Source organism: Burkholderia sp. AU17457 (assembly GCF_002223255.1).
GTDB classification, from domain to species: Bacteria; Pseudomonadota; Gammaproteobacteria; order Burkholderiales; family Burkholderiaceae; genus Burkholderia; species Burkholderia sola.
In genome coordinates, this window is sequence record NZ_NKFB01000003.1 from 1616803 (window position 1) to 1635962 (window position 19160).

At 66.2% G+C, this 19160-nt stretch carries 19 protein-coding genes and 1 pseudogene; 10 read left to right on the forward strand and 10 right to left on the reverse strand.

Going from position 1 to position 19160, the window contains the following annotated elements:
- The first annotated feature begins 68 nt into the window (after positions 1-68).
- From CFB49_RS10170 to CFB49_RS10205, 8 genes are all read left to right on the forward strand, one after another.
- Positions 69-1745, forward strand: coding sequence for a glycosyltransferase family 39 protein (locus tag CFB49_RS10170; RefSeq protein WP_069617869.1), 1677 nt, complete (start codon positions 69-71; stop codon positions 1743-1745).
- 13 nt (positions 1746-1758) lie between these two features.
- A complete protein-coding gene (locus tag CFB49_RS10175) occupies positions 1759-2130 on the forward strand; it encodes an EamA family transporter (RefSeq protein ID WP_069617868.1) in 372 nt (123 codons plus the stop codon).
- A gap of 139 nt (positions 2131-2269) precedes the next feature.
- Positions 2270-3421: a DegT/DnrJ/EryC1/StrS family aminotransferase gene (locus CFB49_RS10180; protein ID WP_089491270.1), complete on the forward strand. Its 1152-nt coding sequence runs from the start codon at positions 2270-2272 to the stop codon at positions 3419-3421.
- Positions 3422-3427: 6 nt separating this feature from the next.
- Positions 3428-4480, forward strand: coding sequence for a glycosyltransferase (locus tag CFB49_RS10185; protein WP_179234884.1), 1053 nt, complete (start codon positions 3428-3430; stop codon positions 4478-4480).
- Positions 4477-5424: a formyltransferase gene (locus CFB49_RS10190; protein ID WP_089491271.1), complete on the forward strand. Its 948-nt coding sequence runs from the start codon at positions 4477-4479 to the stop codon at positions 5422-5424. The genes CFB49_RS10185 and CFB49_RS10190 overlap by 4 nt, the downstream gene beginning before the upstream one ends.
- The gene (locus tag CFB49_RS10195; RefSeq protein ID WP_089435139.1) at positions 5421-6476 is read left to right on the forward strand and encodes a bifunctional UDP-4-keto-pentose/UDP-xylose synthase; all 1056 of its coding nucleotides are present in this window, start codon (positions 5421-5423) and stop codon (positions 6474-6476) included. The genes CFB49_RS10190 and CFB49_RS10195 overlap by 4 nt, the downstream gene beginning before the upstream one ends.
- Positions 6477-6489: 13 nt before the next feature.
- Positions 6490-7386 (forward strand): polysaccharide deacetylase family protein, encoded by an 897-nt coding sequence (locus CFB49_RS10200; protein ID WP_089435140.1) that lies wholly within the window; start codon positions 6490-6492, stop codon positions 7384-7386.
- Positions 7387-7494: 108 nt separating this feature from the next.
- Positions 7495-7956, forward strand: coding sequence for a peroxiredoxin (locus CFB49_RS10205; RefSeq protein ID WP_050013237.1), 462 nt, complete (start codon positions 7495-7497; stop codon positions 7954-7956).
- A 198-nt stretch (positions 7957-8154) separates the two neighbouring features.
- On the opposite strand, the pseudogene CFB49_RS37075 reads toward CFB49_RS10205, so the two are convergent.
- Positions 8155-8396 (reverse strand): annotated as a pseudogene (locus tag CFB49_RS37075) (hypothetical protein); the annotation flags it as partial.
- Here CFB49_RS37075 and CFB49_RS10215 point away from each other — a divergent pair.
- Both CFB49_RS10215 and CFB49_RS10220 read left to right on the forward strand, forming a co-directional pair.
- Positions 8292-10094 (forward strand): PhoH family protein, encoded by a 1803-nt coding sequence (locus CFB49_RS10215; protein WP_069617861.1) that lies wholly within the window; start codon positions 8292-8294, stop codon positions 10092-10094. The pseudogene CFB49_RS37075 and the gene CFB49_RS10215 overlap by 105 nt on opposite strands.
- 234 nt (positions 10095-10328) lie before the next feature.
- Entirely contained in the window at positions 10329-11420 is a 1092-nt protein-coding gene (locus CFB49_RS10220) for a C40 family peptidase (RefSeq protein ID WP_069617860.1), read from the forward strand.
- Positions 11421-11572: 152 nt separating this feature from the next.
- Here the strand turns inward: CFB49_RS10220 and CFB49_RS10225 are convergent, their stop codons facing one another.
- The 9 genes from CFB49_RS10225 to CFB49_RS10265 all read right to left on the reverse strand — a co-directional run bounded on the left by CFB49_RS10225 (position 11573) and on the right by CFB49_RS10265 (position 19146).
- A complete protein-coding gene (locus CFB49_RS10225; protein WP_069617859.1) occupies positions 11573-12583 on the reverse strand; it encodes an inorganic phosphate transporter in 1011 nt (336 codons plus the stop codon).
- Between the two features lie 10 nt (positions 12584-12593).
- Positions 12594-13220 carry a DUF47 domain-containing protein gene (locus CFB49_RS10230; protein WP_006478627.1) on the reverse strand — a complete coding sequence of 209 codons (627 nt, stop codon included), beginning with the start codon at positions 13218-13220 and terminating at the stop codon, positions 12594-12596.
- Between the two features lie 138 nt (positions 13221-13358).
- Positions 13359-15782: a replicative DNA helicase gene (gene dnaB / locus CFB49_RS10235; RefSeq protein WP_089491272.1), complete on the reverse strand. Its 2424-nt coding sequence runs from the start codon at positions 15780-15782 to the stop codon at positions 13359-13361.
- Positions 15783-15922: 140 nt separating this feature from the next.
- Entirely contained in the window at positions 15923-16375 is a 453-nt protein-coding gene (gene rplI / locus CFB49_RS10240; RefSeq protein WP_006486256.1) for a 50S ribosomal protein L9, read from the reverse strand.
- A gap of 27 nt (positions 16376-16402) precedes the next feature.
- Positions 16403-16678 carry a 30S ribosomal protein S18 gene (gene rpsR, locus CFB49_RS10245; RefSeq protein WP_004193360.1) on the reverse strand — a complete coding sequence of 92 codons (276 nt, stop codon included), beginning with the start codon at positions 16676-16678 and terminating at the stop codon, positions 16403-16405.
- A gap of 4 nt (positions 16679-16682) precedes the next feature.
- Positions 16683-16982, reverse strand: a complete 300-nt coding sequence (priB, locus tag CFB49_RS10250; protein WP_011549649.1) for a primosomal replication protein N — start codon at positions 16980-16982, stop codon at positions 16683-16685.
- Positions 16983-17022: 40 nt separating this feature from the next.
- On the reverse strand, positions 17023-17397 hold the full coding sequence (gene rpsF / locus CFB49_RS10255; RefSeq protein ID WP_006486255.1) for a 30S ribosomal protein S6: 375 nt from the start codon (positions 17395-17397) through the stop codon (positions 17023-17025).
- A gap of 227 nt (positions 17398-17624) precedes the next feature.
- A complete protein-coding gene (locus CFB49_RS10260; RefSeq protein ID WP_089491273.1) occupies positions 17625-18521 on the reverse strand; it encodes an anti-sigma factor family protein in 897 nt (298 codons plus the stop codon).
- The gene (locus CFB49_RS10265; protein ID WP_089491274.1) at positions 18511-19146 is read right to left on the reverse strand and encodes an RNA polymerase sigma factor; all 636 of its coding nucleotides are present in this window, start codon (positions 19144-19146) and stop codon (positions 18511-18513) included. Before CFB49_RS10265 ends, CFB49_RS10260 begins: the two co-directional genes overlap by 11 nt.
- Positions 19147-19160 lie beyond the last annotated feature (14 nt).

A 19160-nucleotide genomic window follows, 5' to 3' on the forward strand; every position in this document is an offset into this window, starting at 1 on the left:
GCCAGGCCGCCCCGCCCCCGGCGCACCCCGCCGGCGGCCCGTCACAACAATCAACAGGCTGAAAATCCATGAACGATACGCCGTCGAGGCTACCGCTCAATCGCATCACGCTCGTCCTCCTGCTCGTCGCATTCGCGATCGTCTGGTTCGCGCCGCTCGGGCTGCGCCACCTGATCCCGAGCGACGAAGGCCGCTATGCGGAAATGGCGCGCGAGATGTTCGTCACCGGCGACTGGATCACGCCGCGCTACAACGGCTACAAGTACTTCGAGAAGCCGCCGCTGCAAACCTGGCTGAACGCGCTGACGTTCGCATGGTTCGGCATCGGCGAATGGCAGGCGCGCCTGTATACCGCCGTCGCGAGCTTCGCCGGCGTACTGCTCGTCGGCTACACCGGCGCGCGCCTGTTCAACCCGCTGTCGGGCTTCCTCGCGGCCGTCGTGCTGGCCAGCGCGCCTTACTGGAACCTGATGGGCCACTTCAACGCGCTCGACATGGGACTCGCGTTCTGGATGGCGCTGTCGCTGTGCTCGCTGCTGCTCGCGCAGCGGCCGGGGCTGCGCCCGGCCGCGGTGCGCGGCTGGATGTGGGCGTGCTGGGCCGCGATGGCGTTCGCGGTGCTGTCCAAGGGCCTCGTCGGGCTGATCCTGCCCGGCGCCGTGCTCGTGCTGTATACGCTGATCGCGCGCGACTGGGCGCTGTGGAAGCGCCTGTACCTCGTCAGCGGCCTCGTGATCTTCTTCGCGATCGTCACGCCGTGGTTCGTGCTCGTCCAGCAGCGCAACCCCGAGTTCTTCAACTTCTTCTTCGTCGTCCAGCAGTTCCGCCGGTACCTGACCCCGGAGCAGAACCGCCCGGGCCCGCTGTACTACTTCGTGCCGGTGCTGCTGGTCGGCTTCCTGCCGTGGCTGTCGGTCGCGTGGCAGAGCATCCGCCATGCGCTGCGCATGCCGCGCCAGCCGAACGGCTTCTCGCCGATGCTCGTGCTGCTGATCTGGAGCGCATTCATCTTTCTGTTCTTCAGCGCGTCGCATTCGAAGCTGATCTCGTACGTGCTGCCGGTCGCGCCGGCGCTCGCGCTGATCATCGGCGCGTATCTGCCGTTGATGACGGCCGACCGCTTCCGCCGCCACCTGCTCGGCTATCTCGTGTTCTTCGTCGCCGCGGCGTTCGGGATCATTTTCCTCGCCTACCAGGGCGACGCCCGCACGCCGAACGCGCTGTACCGCGCGTTCCAGATGTGGCTGTACGCCGGTCTCGCGGTCTCGGCCGCGCTGACGCTCGCGGCCGCGTGGCTGAACCGCCGCGCGGGCGTGGCCGCCGCGCTCGCCGCGTTCGGCGCCGCGTGGCTCGCGTTCGGCACGATCGGCGGCACCGGGCACGACGAATTCGGCCGCTACAGCTCGGGCGCGCTGCTCGCGCCGGCCGTACGCGCCGAACTGGCGAAGCTGCCACCCGACACGCCGTTCTACTCGATCGAAATGCTCGATCACACGTTCCCGTTCTACGTGGGCCACACGACGATCATGGTCCAGCGTCAGGACGAGCTTGCGTTCGGGATCTCGGTCGAGCCGAACAAGTGGATCCCGACCGTCGGTGAATGGGTCACGCGCTGGAAGCAGGACACCCATGCGCTCGCGATCATGCCGCCCGGCCAGTACGACGCGCTGGTCAAGGAAGGCGTGCCGATGCGCGTGGTCGCGCGCGACAACCGCCGCGTGATCGTCGAGAAACCGCAATCGTAAGGACGTCCTTCGCATGAACCCCGTTTCGTTCGTCTGCATCATCACCGGCGTGATGCTCAACGCCTGTGCGCAACTTCTGCTGAAAGCCGGCGTCAACGCCGTTGGACACTTCGAATTCAGCCGTGCGAACATCATCCCGGTCGGGTTCAAGATCGCGACCCAGCTGCCGATCATCGGCGGGCTCGGCTGCTACGTGCTGAGCGTCGTCGTATGGATCCTCGGGCTGTCGCGGGTCGACGTGTCGATCGCGTACCCGATGCTGTCGCTCGGCTACGTCGTCAACGCGTTCGCGGCGTGGTACCTGTTCGGCGAGGTGCTGTCGGTCCAGCGGCTCGTCGGCATCGGCATCATCCTGATCGGCGTGGTCGTGCTCGCGCGCAGCTGAGCACGGCGGCGGCCCCGGCGTTCGTTAAGCGTCCGCCTACAAAAAATCACGGTACGAATCGGCCAACCGGTGTTTAATGCCGGTTTCGGACGGATCGCCCGACCCTTTTATTACACGCCATTACAGGCCCAACGCGTTCATGAGCCAGACTACCGCTCCGTTTCTGCCGTTCACCCGCCCCGAGATCGATGAGGAAACCATCCAGGGCGTCGTCGACGTGCTGCGCTCGGGCTGGATCACCACCGGCCCGCAGTGCCAGAAATTCGAAGCCGCGCTGTCCGAGTACTGCGGCGGCCGTCCGGTCCGCGCGTTCAATTCGGGCACCTGCACGCTCGAGATCGGCCTGCGCATCGCGGGCGTCGGCCCCGGCGACGAGGTGATCACGACGCCGGCGTCGTGGGTCTCGACCAGCAACGTGATCATCGAAACCGGCGCGACGCCCGTGTTCGCGGACATCGATCCCGTCACGCGCAACATCGACCTCGACAAGCTCGAGCAGGCGATCACGCCGCGCACGAAGGCGATCATCCCCGTGTTCCTGTCCGGCCTGCCGGTCGACATGGATCGCCTGTACGCGATCGCCCGCGCGCACCACCTGCGCGTGATCGAGGATGCCGCGCAGGCGTTCGGCTCGACGTGGCACGGCAAGCGCATCGGCGCGATCGGCGACATCGTGTCGTTCAGCTTCCACGCGAACAAGAACCTGACGACGATCGAAGGCGGCGCGCTCGTGCTGAACAACGAGGACGAAGCCGTGCTCGCGCAGAAGTACCGGCTGCAGGGCATCACGCGCACCGGCTTCGACGGGATGGACTGCGACGTGCTCGGCGGCAAGTACAACCTGACCGACGTCGCCGCGCGCGTCGGCCTCGGCCAGCTGCCGCACATCGAGCGCTTCACCGCGCAGCGCCGCGCGCTCGCCCGCGCGTATTTCGCCGCGCTCGACGGCGGCGCGGCCGTGAAGCTGGGCCTCGGCCTGCCGGTCGCCGAATTCGAGAACGGCAACTGGCACATGTTCCTGGTCACGCTGCCGCTCGAGCGACTGACGATCTCGCGCGCCGAATTCATGGCGCAGATGAAGGAACGCGGCATCGGCACGGGCATCCACTACCCGGCGATCCATCTTTTCACGCTGTACCGTGCGCGCGGTTTCAAGGAGGGGATGTTCCCCCACGCCGAACGGTACGGCGCGTCGACCGTCACGCTGCCGCTGTTTACGCAGATGACGGAAGGCGACGTGCGTCGCGTGGCCGACGCCGTCAATCAGATTTGCGAACAATACGGAAAATAAGCGTACATGAGTCACCTTGAAGCACGCGCCGGGCATCCGGGCGCCGGGCACCCGGGCGCCGCGCACCTGGACACCGGCCGACCCGAAGTCTCGGTCATCATCCCCGTGTACAACGAGGAAGACGGCCTCGCCGCGCTGTTCGCGCGACTGTATCCGGCGCTCGACGCACTCGACGCGTCGTACGAAGTGATCCTGATCAACGACGGCAGCCGCGACCGCTCGGCCGCGATGCTCGCCGACCAGTTCCACGTACGGCCCGACACGACGCGCGTCGTGCTGCTCAACGGCAACTACGGCCAGCACATGGCGATCCTCGCGGGCTTCGCGCAGTCGCGCGGCGAGATCGTCATCACGCTCGACGCCGACCTGCAGAACCCGCCCGAGGAAATCGGCAAGCTGATCGCGAAGATGCGCGAGGGCTACGACTACGTCGGCTCGATCCGCAAGCAGCGCCAGGACAGCCTGTGGCGGCGCAAGGCGTCGCAGATGATGAACCGGCTGCGCGAGCGCATCACGCGCATCAAGATGACCGACCAGGGCTGCATGCTGCGCGCGTACAGCCGCCGCATCATCGACACGATCAACGTGTGCGGCGAAGTCAACACGTTCATCCCCGCGCTCGCGTACACGTTCGCGCAGAACCCGACCGAAATCGAGGTCGCGCACGAGGAACGCTTCGCGGGCGAATCGAAGTATTCGCTGTACAGCCTGATCCGGCTGAACTTCGACCTCGTGACGGGCTTCTCGGTCGTGCCGCTGCAGTGGCTGTCGTTCATCGGCGTGATCCTGTCGCTCGGCTCCGCCGCGCTGTTCGTGCTGCTGCTCGTGCGCCGCTTCATCGTCGGCGCGGAAGTGCAAGGCGTGTTCACGCTGTTCGCGATCACGTTCTTCCTGCTCGGCGTGATCATCTTCGCGCTCGGCCTGCTCGGCGAATACGTCGGCCGCATCTACCAGCAGGTGCGCGCGCGTCCCCGCTACCTGATCCAGGCGGTGCTCGAGCAGCACGACGGCATGCCGCCGGTGCCGGCCGCCGCGAACCGCCCGGGAGCCGCGCAATGAAGCCGCGCGCGGTCGTCTTCGCGTATCACAACGTCGGCGTGCGGTGCCTGCAGGTGCTGCTCGCGCGCGGCGTCGACGTCGCACTGGTCGTCACGCACGAGGACAATCCGAACGAGAACATCTGGTTCGGCAGCGTCGCATCCGTCGCGGCCGAGCACGGCATTCCGGTGCTCACGCCGGCCGACCCCGCCGATCCGGCGCTGCGCCGCGCGGTGTCCGACGCGCGGCCCGATTTCATCTTCTCGTTCTACTACCGGCACATGCTGCCGGTGGACCTGCTCGCGATCGCGCCGCGCGGCGCATACAACATGCACGGTTCGCTGCTGCCGAAATACCGGGGTCGGGTGCCGACCAACTGGGCCGTGCTGAACGGCGAGACCGAGACCGGCGCGACGCTGCACGAGATGGCCGCGAAGCCCGACGCGGGCGCGATCATCGGCCAGACGGCGGTGCCGATCCTGCCGGACGACACGGCCGCGCAGGTGTTCGACAAGGTCACGGTGGCCGCCGAGCAGACGCTGTGGCGCGTGCTGCCCGCGTTGCTCGCGGGCGAGGCGCCGCACCTGCCGAACGATCTCGCGACCGGCAGCTACTACGGCGGGCGCAAGCCCGAGGACGGTCGCATCGACTGGTCGAAACCGGCCGCGCAGGTCTACAACCTGGTGCGCGCGGTCGCGCCCCCGTATCCGGGCGCATTCACGGACGTCGATGGCGCCCGCTTCGTGATCGCGCGCGCGCGCCTCGCGGCGCCCGGCAGCGCGGCAGCGGCCGCCGCGGCAGATTTGCCGCCCGGCCTGCACGTAAGCGATAATGCGCTATTCGGCGTCTGCGGCGACAGCCGTGCCCTATCCATTCTCGAGCTCCGGCAGCAACGCGACGGCAGCGAAACCGTCGTGACGCCCGCGGAATTCGCGCAGTTCATTCATTCTTCCCGTCATTCATGAAAGCAAAAAAAGTCCTGATCCTGGGTGTGAACGGCTTCATCGGCCATCACCTGTCGAAGCGCATTCTTGAAACCACCGATTGGGAAGTGTTCGGCATGGACATGCAGACCGACCGGCTGGGCGACCTCGTCAACCACGAGCGGATGCATTTCTTCGAAGGCGACATCACGATCAACAAGGAGTGGGTCGAGTATCACGTGAAGAAGTGCGACGTGATCCTGCCGCTCGTCGCGATCGCGACGCCGGCGACCTACGTCCAGCAGCCGCTGCGCGTGTTCGAACTCGACTTCGAGGCGAACCTGCCGATCGTGCGTTCGGCCGTCAAGTACGGCAAGCACCTCGTGTTCCCGTCGACCTCCGAGGTCTACGGCATGTGCTCGGACGAGCAGTTCGACCCGGACGCGTCGGCGCTCACCTACGGCCCGATCAACAAGCCGCGCTGGATCTATGCGTGCTCGAAGCAGCTGATGGACCGCGTGATCTGGGGCTACGGGATGGAAGGCCTGAACTTCACGCTGTTCCGTCCGTTCAACTGGATCGGCCCGGGCCTCGACTCGATCTACACGCCGAAGGAAGGCAGCTCGCGCGTGGTCACGCAGTTCCTCGGCCACATCGTGCGCGGCGAGAACATCAGCCTCGTCGACGGCGGCTCGCAGAAGCGCGCGTTCACCGACATCGGCGACGGCATCAGCGCGCTGATGAAGATCATCGAGAACAAGGGCGGCGTCGCGTCGGGCAAGATCTACAACATCGGGAATCCGAAGAACAACTTCTCGGTTCGCGAGCTCGCGCACAAGATGCTCGAACTGGCCGCGGAATTCCCCGAGTACGCCGATTCGGCCAAGCAGGTGAAGCTCGTCGAAACGACGTCCGGCGCCTACTACGGCAACGGCTACCAGGACGTGCAGAACCGCGTGCCGAAGATCGACAACACGATGCAGGAACTCGGCTGGGCGCCGCAGGCGACGTTCGACGACGCGCTGCGCAACATCTTCGAAGCGTATCGCAGCCACGTCGCCGACGCGCGCGCGCTCGTCGAACAGCAAGGCTGACCGGGACGTTCGCTTGGCTCGCATCGTCCTCAAGATCGACGTCGACACGCTGCGCGGCACGCGCGAAGGCGTGCCGAACCTCGCGCGCATCTTCGAGCGCTTCAACGCGCGCGCGACCTTCCTCTTCAGCCTCGGGCCCGATCACACGGGCTGGGCGCTGCGGCGCGTGTTCCGCCCGGGCTTCCTGAAGAAGGTGTCGCGCACGTCGGTGGTCGAACACTACGGCGTGAAGCAGCTGATGTACGGCGTGCTGCTGCCCGGCCCCGACATCGGCCGCCGCGCGATCGCCGACATGCGCGCGATTCACGAGGCCGGCTTCGAATGCGGGATCCACACGTGGGATCACGTGGTCTGGCAGGACAACGTGCGCGTGCGCGATCGCGACTGGACCGCGCGTGAAATGCAGAAGAGTCACGCGCGCTTCATCGAGATCTTCGGCGCGTCGCCCGTCACGCACGGCGCGGCCGGCTGGCAGATGAACGACGCCGCATTCGAGCAGATCGACGCATGGGGGATGCGCTACGCATCCGACGGTCGCGGCCATTCGCCGTACCTGCCCGTCGTCGGCGGCCGCACGCTGTCGCACGTGCAGATGCCGACCACGCTGCCGACGCTCGACGAAGTGCTCGGCGTCGACGGCGTCGATGTGCACAACGTCGCCGCGCACATCCTCAAGTTCACCGAAACCAATCCGCACGACCAGGTATTCACGCTGCATGCGGAGCTGGAAGGCCAGAAGCTCGCGCCGGTGTTCGAGCAACTGCTCGCCGGCTGGCGGGCGCAAGGTCACACGTTTGCGACGATGGGCGACTACTACGCGACGCTGGACCGCGACTCGCTGCCATCGTACCCTGTCGCGTGGGGCGAAATCCCCGGCCGCTCCGGCGAACTGGTCGTCCAGCCTGATTGAATTCGCCGCGAGCCGGCGTCGCCGCTCCGCCCTTGCGGCGCGCTGCCGCGACGCCCCGCCGAACCGCGCCGCCGCAGCGGCGCCATTCCATAACAACAGGAGAAGCACGTGTCCGTCGAAGTTGACCGTCAAGTTCCCGATTTCACCGCACCGGCCACGGGCGGCGACATTTCGCTGTCCGGCCTGAAGGGCAAGAAGCTCGTGCTGTACTTCTATCCGAAGGACAACACGCCGGGCTGCACGACCGAAGGGCTGCAGTTCCGCGATCTCTATCCGAAGTTCAAGAAAGCCGGTGCGGAAGTCATCGGCGTGTCGCGCGACAGCCTGCGCTCGCACGACAATTTCAAGGCCAAGCTCGAACTGCCGTTCCCGCTGATCTCCGATGCCGACGAAGCGCTGTGCGCGTTGTTCGATGTCATCAAGATGAAGAAAATGTATGGCAAGGAAGTGCGCGGAATCGAGCGCTCGACGTTCCTGATCGACGCCGACGGCGTGCTTCGCCAGGCATGGCGCGGCATCAAGGTACCGGGTCACGTGGACGACGTGCTAAAGGCTGTACAAGCGCTTTGAGGCGCGTTATATTGGGCCGCAATGAATGCCAGTTCGCCCCATATTTCTCGTAGCTGCGCCGGTGCCCGTTGCATTGCTTCCCGGCACCTGACGCGCATCACGACGGCATCAGCCGAGCCGCATGCCCCTGTCGACGGGGCAGCGGCTTTTTTTATGGAACGCGCGCCGGCCCACCCCGGTCCGGCCCTTACCGCATCGAGGAGCTGATCGACACTTAGGCGAACCGGCTAGACGAAATTCCTGTGCGCCACCGCGCGCAAACTGCATGCGTCTACGTCACGCAGGATGCGATCAGCGGCGCACGCCATGCGACACGATTCCTCCCGAGGGACACCATGCCTTTGCCTACCCCCCCCAGCAAGCTCGGCAGCCTGCTGCCGCCCGACGAATACAAGGCGAAAGCGCGGCCCGCGAAAGCCGCGAAGAAATCCGCCGAAGGGGACGCATCCACAGCCGGTGACTATGGTCCGGCCAGCGTGGCCCAACCGATGATCGAAGCCGCGAACACGGCCGCGCCGCTGCGCGCCGTCGCGTCTTCGGCGCCCGAGGCCGCGAGCGCCCCCGCGCGCGGCCGCAAGACGAGGCAGACGGCCGCGCTGCTGCAGCCGCTGCAGGCGCCGGCCGAACCCGCGGCGCCAGTCGTCGCACGCAACGACAAGCCGGCTGCCGACAAACCGGCCGCCGCGCCCGCGCGCGATGCAGGCGCCGCGACGAAGTCGCGCAGCCGCAAGCCCGCCGAAGCCGAACTGCAGAAGCTGTTCGTGCTCGACACCAACGTGCTGATGCACGACCCGAGCAGCCTCTTCCGCTTCGAGGAACACGACGTCTATCTGCCGATGATGACGCTCGAGGAACTCGACAACCACAAGAAGGGGATGTCCGAAGTCGCGCGTAACGCCCGTCAGGTCAGCCGTACGCTCGACGCGCTCGTCGCCGACGGCGGCCCGATCTCGGCCGGCATTCCGCTGTCGCGCCTCGGCAGCCGCGACGCGCTCGGCCGCCTGTACTTCCAGACGAAGCTCGCCGACATCGCGCCCATCGAAGGCCTGCCCGAAGGCAAGGCCGACAACCAGATCCTCGGCGTCGTGCGCGCGCTGCAGCGCGACCGGCCCGATCGCCAGGTCGTGCTGGTGTCGAAAGACATCAACATGCGGATCAAGGCGCACGCACTCGGCCTGCCCGCGGAAGACTACTTCAACGACCAGGTGCTCGAGGATTCGGATCTCCTGTACAACGGCGTGCGCGAACTGCCGCAGGATTTCTGGACCAAGCATGCGAAGGGCATGGAGAGCTGGCAGGACACGAAGACGGGCACCACGTACTACCGCGTGACCGGCCCGCTCGTCGCGTCGATGCTCGTCAACGAGTTCGTCTATCTCGAGCCGCAGAACGGCGAGCCGACGTTCCATGCGATCGTCCGCGAGCTGAACGGCAAGACGGCGCTGTTGCAGACGCTGCGCGACTACAGCCACCACAAGAACAACGTGTGGGGCATCACCGCGCGCAATCGCGAGCAGAATTTCGCGCTGAACCTGCTGATGAACCCCGAGATCGATTTCGTCACGCTGCTCGGCCAGGCCGGCACCGGCAAGACGCTCGTCGCGCTCGCGGCCGGCCTCGCGCAGGTGCTCGACGACAAGCGCTACAACGAGATCATCGTGACGCGCGCGACCGTGCCCGTCGGGGAGGACATCGGTTTCCTGCCGGGCACCGAGGAAGAGAAGATGCAGCCGTGGATGGGCGCGTTCGACGACAACCTCGAAGTGCTGCAGAAGACCGACGACGCGGCCGGCGAATGGGGCCGTGCGGCGACGCAGGAGTTGATCCGCTCGCGTCTGAAGGTGAAGAGCATGAACTTCATGCGCGGCCGCACGTTCGTCGACAAGTATCTGATCATCGACGAGGCGCAGAACCTGACGCCGAAGCAGATGAAGACGCTCGTCACGCGCGCGGGCCCGGGCACGAAGATCGTGTGCCTCGGCAACATCGCGCAGATCGACACGCCCTACCTGACCGAAGGCAGCTCGGGCCTGACCTACGTCGTCGACCGCTTCAAGGGCTGGGGCCACAGCGGCCACGTGACCCTCGCGCGCGGCGAACGCTCGCGGCTCGCCGACTACGCGTCGGACATTCTGTAACGCGCACGCCGGCGGATCGCCGGCTTTCGACGCCACGCGGCGCTCCGTTTTCGGAGCGCCGTTTTTATTTGGGGTCGAAGACAAAGGTAACGCTTCGTCACGCAACCATGCAGTTTACGCGCGAAACTTCAAGTAAATTCTCAAGAATGGTTGCTTAAGCCCCGCCGGAGCGTCTACCATCGGGTCTGTCTGTTGTCATACGATTCGCGAGCGGTCGCGCTCGCCCGCCTTGCCATGCTTCGAATCTGGGTTCCCGTCGCCGTCGTCTCCCTGCTTGCGGCCTGCTCCAGCGTGCCGCCGCAGTCGGCATCGCGTTCCGCGTCGGGCATGAAGATCACGACGCCGCGCGCCTTCCCGGCGCCCGCCAATTTCCCGAAATTCGTCGATCACAGCGTCGGTCAGGAAGAAATCTCGATCCAGGCGATGAGCCTCGTCGGCGTGCCGTATCGCTGGGGCGGCAACACGCCGACGAGCGGCTTCGACTGCAGCGGGCTCGTGCGTTACGTGATCGGCCGCGCGGCCGACGTGAACCTGCCGCGCACGACCGCCGACATGAGCGGCCGCGGCGTGTCGATCGAACCCGACGAGATCGCGCCGGGCGACCTGATTTTCTTCAATACGACCGGACGGCCGCATTCGCACGTCGGCATCTATGTCGGCAAGCTGCGCTTCGTCAACGCGCCGTCGACGGGCGGCACCGTGCGGCTCGACTATCTGACGAACCCGTACTGGGCCAAGCGATTCGACGGCATTCGCCGTGTCGCGCCGCCGCGCTCGGCCCCGACGCCGTTCGATGCGCCGACCTACGAGGCCAAGCGCGACGAGCCGCGCAATTCGCCGGCGGTCGCGGCCGCTCCGGTGGTCGTGACGGCTGCGGCCATGCCGCGGCAGCCTGCGCCGTCGCAAGCGAGAGCGACGCCGGCGCAGGCTCCCGCTCCGGCCGCGCCGAGCACGCCCGTCGTGACGGCTGCCGCAGCCGCACCGGCAACCTCGACCGCCGATCCGTACGAACCGCCGCCACCGCGGATGCGGGCGGCCCAGCAGCAGGCCACGTCGGTGAATGACGACGCGGCCGCGATGACGGCCAATGCCGCACCGGCCGCGCCGGCGGAAGTCGGCACGCAGATTCCGACGACCGCGCTGACGGCCGCCCAGGCCGCCGCGTTCGATGCCGAACCGCCGCCCGCCGCCGCGTCGGCGCCCCCGCGCAGTATCGAGCCCGCGCCCGTGCAGGTATGGCGCGCGTCGACGCAGTCCGCACCCGTCAGCCCGCGCACGAGTACGGCCGACGATCCGATCGCGCGGTTCGCGAACGGCAGTTACTGACCGGTTGTTGCTTACCGAGCGACGGTGACGTCGACGGCATTCGCAGTCGGCCCATCCGCGTCGCAGCACGCTTTGGGGCAACCCCCCAAAAAAAATGCACCGCAGCCTTTCGGCTTGCGGCGCATTTCATGTCGACCCGACAGCGTCGTCGATCAGAAGATCTGATGCCCGAGCCACCACCCGCCGGCCGCGAACAGCGCGGCTGCCGGCAGCGTCAGCACCCACGCCCACACGATGTTGCCGGCGACGCCCCAGCGCACGGCCGACAGCTTCTGCGTCGCGCCGACACCGACGATCGCGCCGGTAATCGTGTGCGTGGTCGACACCGGAATGCCGAGGAACGACGCGACGAACAGCGTGATCGCCCCGCCGCTTTCCGCGCAGAAGCCGCCGACCGGCTTGAGCTTCGTGATCTTCTGGCCCATCGTGCGCACGATACGCCAGCCGCCGAACAGCGTGCCGAGGCCCATCGACAGATAGCATGCGCCGATCACCCAAGCCGGCGGCGCATCGGCGGCGGCCGACGCGTAGCCGCTCGCGATCAGCAGCATCCAGATGATACCGATCGTCTTCTGTGCGTCGTTGCCGCCGTGGCCCAGGCTGTACAGGCCGGCCGACAGCAGCTGCAGCCGGCGGAAGCGCCGGTCGACCTTGCTGGGCGCGGTACGGAAGTACAGCCACGACACGCCGAGCATGAACAGCGAACCGAGGATGAAACCGAGCAGCGGCGAAATGAAGATGAACGCGATCGTCTTCAGGAGACCGTCGACGTTCAGCGCGCCCCAGCCGGACTTCGCGAGCGCCGCGCCGACGAGGCCGCCGATCAGCGCGTGCGACGAGCTCGACGGAATCCCGTAATACCAGGTAATCACGTTCCAGCCGATCGCACCGACCAGCGCGCCGAACACGACGTAATGGTCGACGATCTCGGGATCGATCGTGCCTTTACCGACGGTCTGCGCGACTTTCAGGTGGAAGATGAAGTACGCGATCACGTTGAACGCGGCCGCGAACACCACGGCCTGCTGGGGCTTCAGCACCCCGGTCGACACGACGGTGGCGATCGAGTTCGCCGCGTCGTGAAAGCCGTTCATGAAGTCGAATACGAGCGCGACGAGCACCAGCGTCGCGACCATCCATAGGGCGAGTTGTATCGAATGCATCGTGGTCCGCTCAGGCGTTTTCCAGCACGATGCCTTCGATGATGTTCGCGACGTCTTCGCACTTGTCGGTGATCTCTTCGAGCAGCTCGTAGATCGCCTTCAGCTTGATGAGCGTCTTCACGTCGTCTTCCTCGCGGAACAGCTTCGACATTGCCGCGCGCAGCACGCGATCGGCCTCCGACTCCCAGCGGTCGATTTCCTCGCACTGCTTGAGGATCTGTGCCGACTGCTTCATGTCGGACAGCAAGCCGACGGCCTGCTGCACGTGCTGTGCCGACTGCGTGACGATGTGCGCAAGCTGGCTCGCCTCGGACGTGACGGACTGCACGTCGTACAGCGACACGGCCGTCGCGACGTCTTCCATCAGGTCGAGGATGTCGTCCATCGTCGTGATGAGCTTGTGGATCTCGTCGCGATCGAGCGGCGTGATGAAGGTCTTGTGCAGCAGATCGATCGCCTCGTGCGTGAGCTTGTCGGCGGCCTTCTCGGCAATTTGCACGTTTTGCTTGTGAATCTCGGCGTCGGCGAGATTGTCGATCAGCAGTTCGAGTTCGCGGCCACCGGAAACGATGTGCTTCGCGTGCGCGTTGAAGAGTTCAAAGAACTTGCCCTCGGTGGGCATGAATCGACCGAACATGGGATTCCTGAGAGATTGTCAAACTACTGTCACGAAAACGGGCGACATTGTACCGGTTTCGGTCCCGACGCGACGTGCGCATATGCGCACGCCGGGATTGGATACAACAATTGGCGAAATAGGTGTTTACAACCGGCTTTACTCGCCGTAGAAGGTCTGCGCCCCGGCAAAATTGTCGAACTTCGTGTATTGCCCCAGGAACGTGAGCCGAACGGGCCCGATCGGACCGTTACGCTGCTTGCCGATGATGATTTCGGCCGTCCCCTTGTCGGGGCTGTCCGGATTGTAGACCTCATCGCGATAAATGAACAGGATCACGTCCGCGTCCTGTTCGATTGCGCCCGATTCGCGCAAATCCGACATCACCGGGCGCTTGTTCGGGCGCTGTTCGAGGCCGCGGTTCAGCTGCGACAGCGCGATCACCGGCACGTCGAGCTCCTTCGCGAGACTCTTCAGCGAGCGCGAGATTTCCGAAATTTCGGTCGCGCGGTTCTCGCCCTGCGACGAACCCGACATCAGCTGCAGGTAGTCGACGATGATCAGGCCGAGCTTGCCGCACTGACGCGCAAGGCGTCGCGCGCGCGAGCGCAGCTCCATCGGGTTCAAGCCGCCCGTCTCGTCGATGAAGAGCTGCGCCTCGCTCATCTTCTGCACCGCGTGCGTCAGCTTCGGCCAGTCCTCGTCCGTCAGGCGGCCCGTGCGCATCCGGTGCTGATCGAGCCGGCCGATCGAGCCAAGCATACGCATCACGAGCTGGGTGCCCGGCATTTCCATCGAGAACACCGCGACCGGCAACCCGTACTCGACCGCGACATATTCGCCGATGTTCATCGAGAAGGCCGTGTTGTGCGTGACGACGTAATCGTCGGTCACGTACAGCCGAGACGGATGCGAAACCGAGATGCACTGCGTGGCGGTCCGGCGCGACGGCTCGATACCCGTAATCACCGGCAGCTTGCGGCGCGTCCGCCCGGCCGTCAGCCGCTCGCGCTTGCCCTCGAACAGGAACAGGTTCTGCGGATCCGGATGACTGATCGTGCAAATGTAAGCCGTCGGACCGGCCTTGCGTTCGCCGTCGACCGTGAAGCTCGTCGCCTTTTCGGCAACCTGGCACCACGCACCGAGCGAACGCGCCAGTTCGCGCACGTCGCTCGCCAACTGTGCACTGGCGGTCGAATAACGCACCGTACCCCACGATTCGACCCAGCCATCCGTGTCGAGCAGCCCGCGCAACACATCCAGCCGCGTGTCCTTGTCCGCATCGAGGTAGAGACGCGGGATGAACTTGTCGTAGCTCGTCCTTCCCCACACACCGAGTTGCTCGAGCGCAGCCTTGAGCGGGTTGGCGGACGGCCGGACCGCGGTGGCCGTCGACGGCCGGCGCTTGATGCGCCAGTCGTACTGGCCCGCGTATTCAAGTTCGAGCGACGCGTCGACACGCTCGCGCATCCGGTTCAACGTTTCCTCGGCCTTCACGCTGAAACGCACGGCAGTCCCGCCGAGCGCACCGTCGCCCAGCAGCGCGCCGAGTACCCACGGGTCAACCGGCAGCGCCTCGCGATGACCAAACTCGCCGCTCGGCATGTCGATCCACAACCGGTTCCGGTAGCGTTCGCGCGTCAGCAACGTGCGAATCTCCGCGGTCGACAGCACACGGGGCTTTTCCCACTCGCGGAAATGGACGCACCACAGGTGTTCGTCGCAGCATTCGGCCGAACGCCCATCCGAAAAGCGGACCCGATACACCTGGCGTTCACCCTGCGGGTAGATGCCGGTCACGATCGACGGTGCGCCGTCGACCGAAGCGAGCGCATCACCGACCGCCAGCTCGCCCATCGGCTTCCAGCCCGTCAACGTCCTGACGCGCGCGTCGAGCGGCTGCGCCTTACCCATCGACGGGCGCCCCGCCACGATGATCAGTTCGCCGCCATGCATCCCGGACGTCATCCGGTCGAGGTCGACGAAGCCCGTCGGCGTGCCGGTGACGTCGCTCGGGTTCGCGGTGTGGTACAGCGTGTCGATGCGCTCGACCACCTGCGTGAGCAGCGGACCGATCTCGAGGAAGCCCTGGTTGCCGCGCGCGCCCTCTTCGGCGATCGAGAACACCTTCGATTCGGCCTCGTCGAGCAGCTGGCGGACTTCCTTGCCCTGCGGATTGAACGCGTCGGCCGAAATCTCGTCGGCGACCGACACCAGCCGGCGCAGCACCGCGCGGTCGCGCACGATTTCCGCGTAGCGGCGGATGTTCGCCGCGCTCGGCGTGTTCTGCGCGAGGGCGTTCAGGTAAGCGAGCCCGCCGACGTCGTCGGCCTTGCCGGACGTGGTCAGCGCTTCGTACACGGTCACGACGTCGGCCGGGCGCGTCGACGCGATCAGGCGGCCGATGTGCTCGTAGATGATCCGGTGGTCGTAGCGGTAGAAGTCGCCTTGCGACAGGAAATCGGCAATCCGGTCCCAGGCCGCGTTGTCGAGCAACAGGCCGCCGAGCACCGACTGCTCGGCTTCCACCGAATGCGGCGGGACTTTCAGCGATTCGATTTGGGGATCTTGCGGCGCGTTCATGGGTTGGGATTATCGCGAATAGATGGCGGCAGCGCTACCACCGCTTGCCGGCGAGCGGGCAATAAAAAAGGCAGGCCCCGGTTACCCGGGCGCCTGCCCTTGTCCGGACGGCGGAAGCCGCCCGGCAAGCTTGCGCACGCTTACGCGTGGTCGCCGATCACGTTGATCGTGACGTCGACGACGACGTCCGTGTGCAGCGCGACTTGCACGTTGTGCTCGCCGATCATCTTCAGCGGGCCTTCCGGCATGCGCACTTGCAGCTTCTCGACTTCGTAGCCTGCCTTCTTCAGCAGTTCCGCGACGTCGCCGTTCGTGACCGAGCCGAACAGACGGCCGTCCACGCCCGACTTCTGCGTGATTTCGAACGACTGGCCGTTCAGCTTCTCGCCGACTGCCTGCGATGCCGCCAGCTTTTCAGCGGCGATCTTTTCGAGTTCAGCGCGGCGCACTTCGAATTCGGCGATCGCTTCCTTCGTTGCACGGCGAGCCTTGCGGTTCGGGATCAGGAAGTTGCGAGCGTAACCGTCCTTGACCTTGACGATGTCGCCGAGGTTGCCCAGATTGGCGACTTTTTCCAACAGAATGATTTGCATTCGAATTCTCCTTATTGCGTCGCCTGATTACGCCTTGTGCTGATCGGTGTACGGCAGCAGCGCGAGGAAACGCGCACGCTTGATCGCCGTATCCAGCTGACGCTGATAGTGCGCCTTCGTACCCGTCAGGCGAGCCGGCGTGATCTTGCCGTTTTCGCCGATGAAGTCCTTCAGCGTTTCCGTGTCCTTGTAGTCGATCTGCTCGACGCCGGCAGCCGTGAAACGGCAGAACTTCTTGCGCTTGAAGAGCGGGTTTTGTTGCTGACGACGCTTGTCGAATTTCTTACCAGTCGGGCGGGCCATGATTTCAGTCCTTTCCTGTGTCCTGCAATGCAGTGATGTGAAACACCAAGGTTCTCGCGTTGCGGCTTTTCTTGGCCAGGAAGCCCGTGAACAGCGTCTCGACGCCCATTTCACGACTTTCCAGCTTGCCGCTCGCCTCACCGGCCGCCACCGCCTCGATCGTCATTTCGACCTGACGGGGAATGCCTGCTTCGACGACTTCCGTGCGGTGATGCAACGTGGCGCTTGCGATCGGAACGCCGGCCGGCGTGTATCGCACCGGTGCGCGTTCGACGACGCTCGCCGTCAATTGCAACCTGTTCACGTGAGTGGCGCGCTCCTTGATGGCTTAATAAGTGACGAACTTAAGCCTGCGCTTCAGCCGGCTGAGCGGCAGCCGCCTTCTTGGCTTCTTCGCGCTGAACTTCCTTCATCATCGGCGACGGGCCGGTTTCGGCCTTCTTCATCTTGACGATGAGGTGACGCAGCACGGCGTCGTTGAACTTGAACGCGTGTTCGAGTTCGTCGAGCGTCGTCTGGTCGCACTCGATGTTCATGCAGACGTAGTGAGCCTTCGCGAGTTTCTCGATCATGTAGGCCAGCTGGCGACGGCCCCAGTCTTCGACACGGTGGATCTGGCCGCCGTGCGACGTGATCGTGGACTTGTAGCGCTCGATCATCGCGGGCACTTGCTCGCTTTGATCCGGGTGCACGATGAATACGATTTCGTAATGACGCATACACACTCCTTGTGGATTAAAGCCACCCGGGCGTCTGAACCGGTGTGGCAAGTGAGAAGCCGAAGATTCTAACCCGGTTACAGGGCGCATGCAAGGTCAATCGACGATTCGCCGACTGATTCGGCCGTGTTTTCAAAGACTTGAACGGTATGCGGGCCCGTGACCGCCCTGGCCCCCTTCCGCGGCCGGGGTCGGAACACAAGCGCGCCGCGCCCTGGCCCGCATGGTCATTCGCCGCGCGCGCCGGCAAGCCGCGCGTCGAGCGCCGTCCGGAACGCCGCGAGCGCCGACGGCTCGGCGTCGGTCACCGCCCACCACGTCATTCCGGCCGCGTTCCAGCGGTCCAGCGCGTACCCCTGCGACACGGTCGCGTACGGGGCCGCCGGCCGTTCGCCGGCCGGCTGCACGTAGACGTCGACCACGTGCTGGCGGTGGCGGTAGACGAGCACCGCGACGCGGCGCCGCCCGACGTAGTCGAGCCGGCCGCCGACCAGCGCGAAGCCGTCCTTGGCGAGATCCTCGACCGGCGGCGCGTAGTCGAGCCGGCCGTTGAACCACGGCTTGACCGTGTGCTGGTCGGTCGAGATCACGTCGATGTCGCGCGCCGACAGGTCGGCCCGCACATGGCTCGCGACGAGCTCGTCGACCGTCCGGTCGGTGTCGGCGTGGCGGCCGGACCATGCCATTCCGCCCGCCGCCGCGACCGCCATCAGCAGCGCGACGCCCCAGCCGAGGCCCGGCCACGCGGCCACGCGCGGCCCGGCGCCGGTCGATCCAGGGCGCGCCGGCCCGCCCCGCCCGGTCAGCCAGGAGAACCAGTCGCGTCCACGTGGCCGCCGGGGCGGCGCCGACTGCCGTTCAGGCCGCGGCGCGGCCCGCGACGGCTCACGGGCAGGCGCGTCGGCCGCTGCCGGCAGGATCGCGAGGAGGCTCGCCCGCAGCGCGTCCGGCGCGCGGTGATAGTCGGCCTGGCGCACCGCCTGCACCAGCGTGACGATCCGCGCGCGTTCGCGGCGGCACGCCTCGCACCCTTCGACATGCTGCTGGACCCGCAACGCGTCAGGCGCCGACAGCTCGCGGTCGACGTCCGCGTCCAGCAACGCTCGCGCTTCGTTACAGTCCATCGATAGCCTCCGATGCGGTTCCGCCCGCCGGCGCACGGCCCGGCCGGCCTTCGGTCGCCGGCGCCCCGCCCAGCAGCGCGGCAAGCTTGCGCCGGCCGCGCGCGAGCCGCGACATCACCGTGCCGACCGGCACGTCCGCGATCGCGGCGATCTCGCGGTAGCTCAGGTCCTCCATCTCGCGCAGCACGAGCACCTCGCGGTATTCGGGCGGCAGCTTCGCGAGCGCCGCGTTCACGAGCCGCACGTTCTCGCCGCGCAGCACGTGCGCGAGCGGGTCCTCCGTCGACGGCTGCCAGTCGTCGGGCACGTCGGCGTCGTCGAGCGTGTCGGGCAGCGCGACCTCGTGCGCATGCGTGCGCCGCCGCCATTCGGTGTACCAGGTGTGGCGCACGATCGTCAGCAGCCACGGCCGCGCGTTGTCGCCGCGACACGAGTCGACGAAACGCAGCGCGCGCATGCACGCGTCCTGCACGACGTCGTCCGCGTCGCCGGCACTGCCGCTCAGCCAGCGCGCGAGGTTGTACGCGGCGTCGAGATGCGGCAGCACGAGCGCGCGAAACCGCTCGCCGCGCGCGAGTGCATCGTCCGCCGCCCGTTCATCGACCGCCTGTCCGGCTTGCCCCACATGGCCTCCCTGGT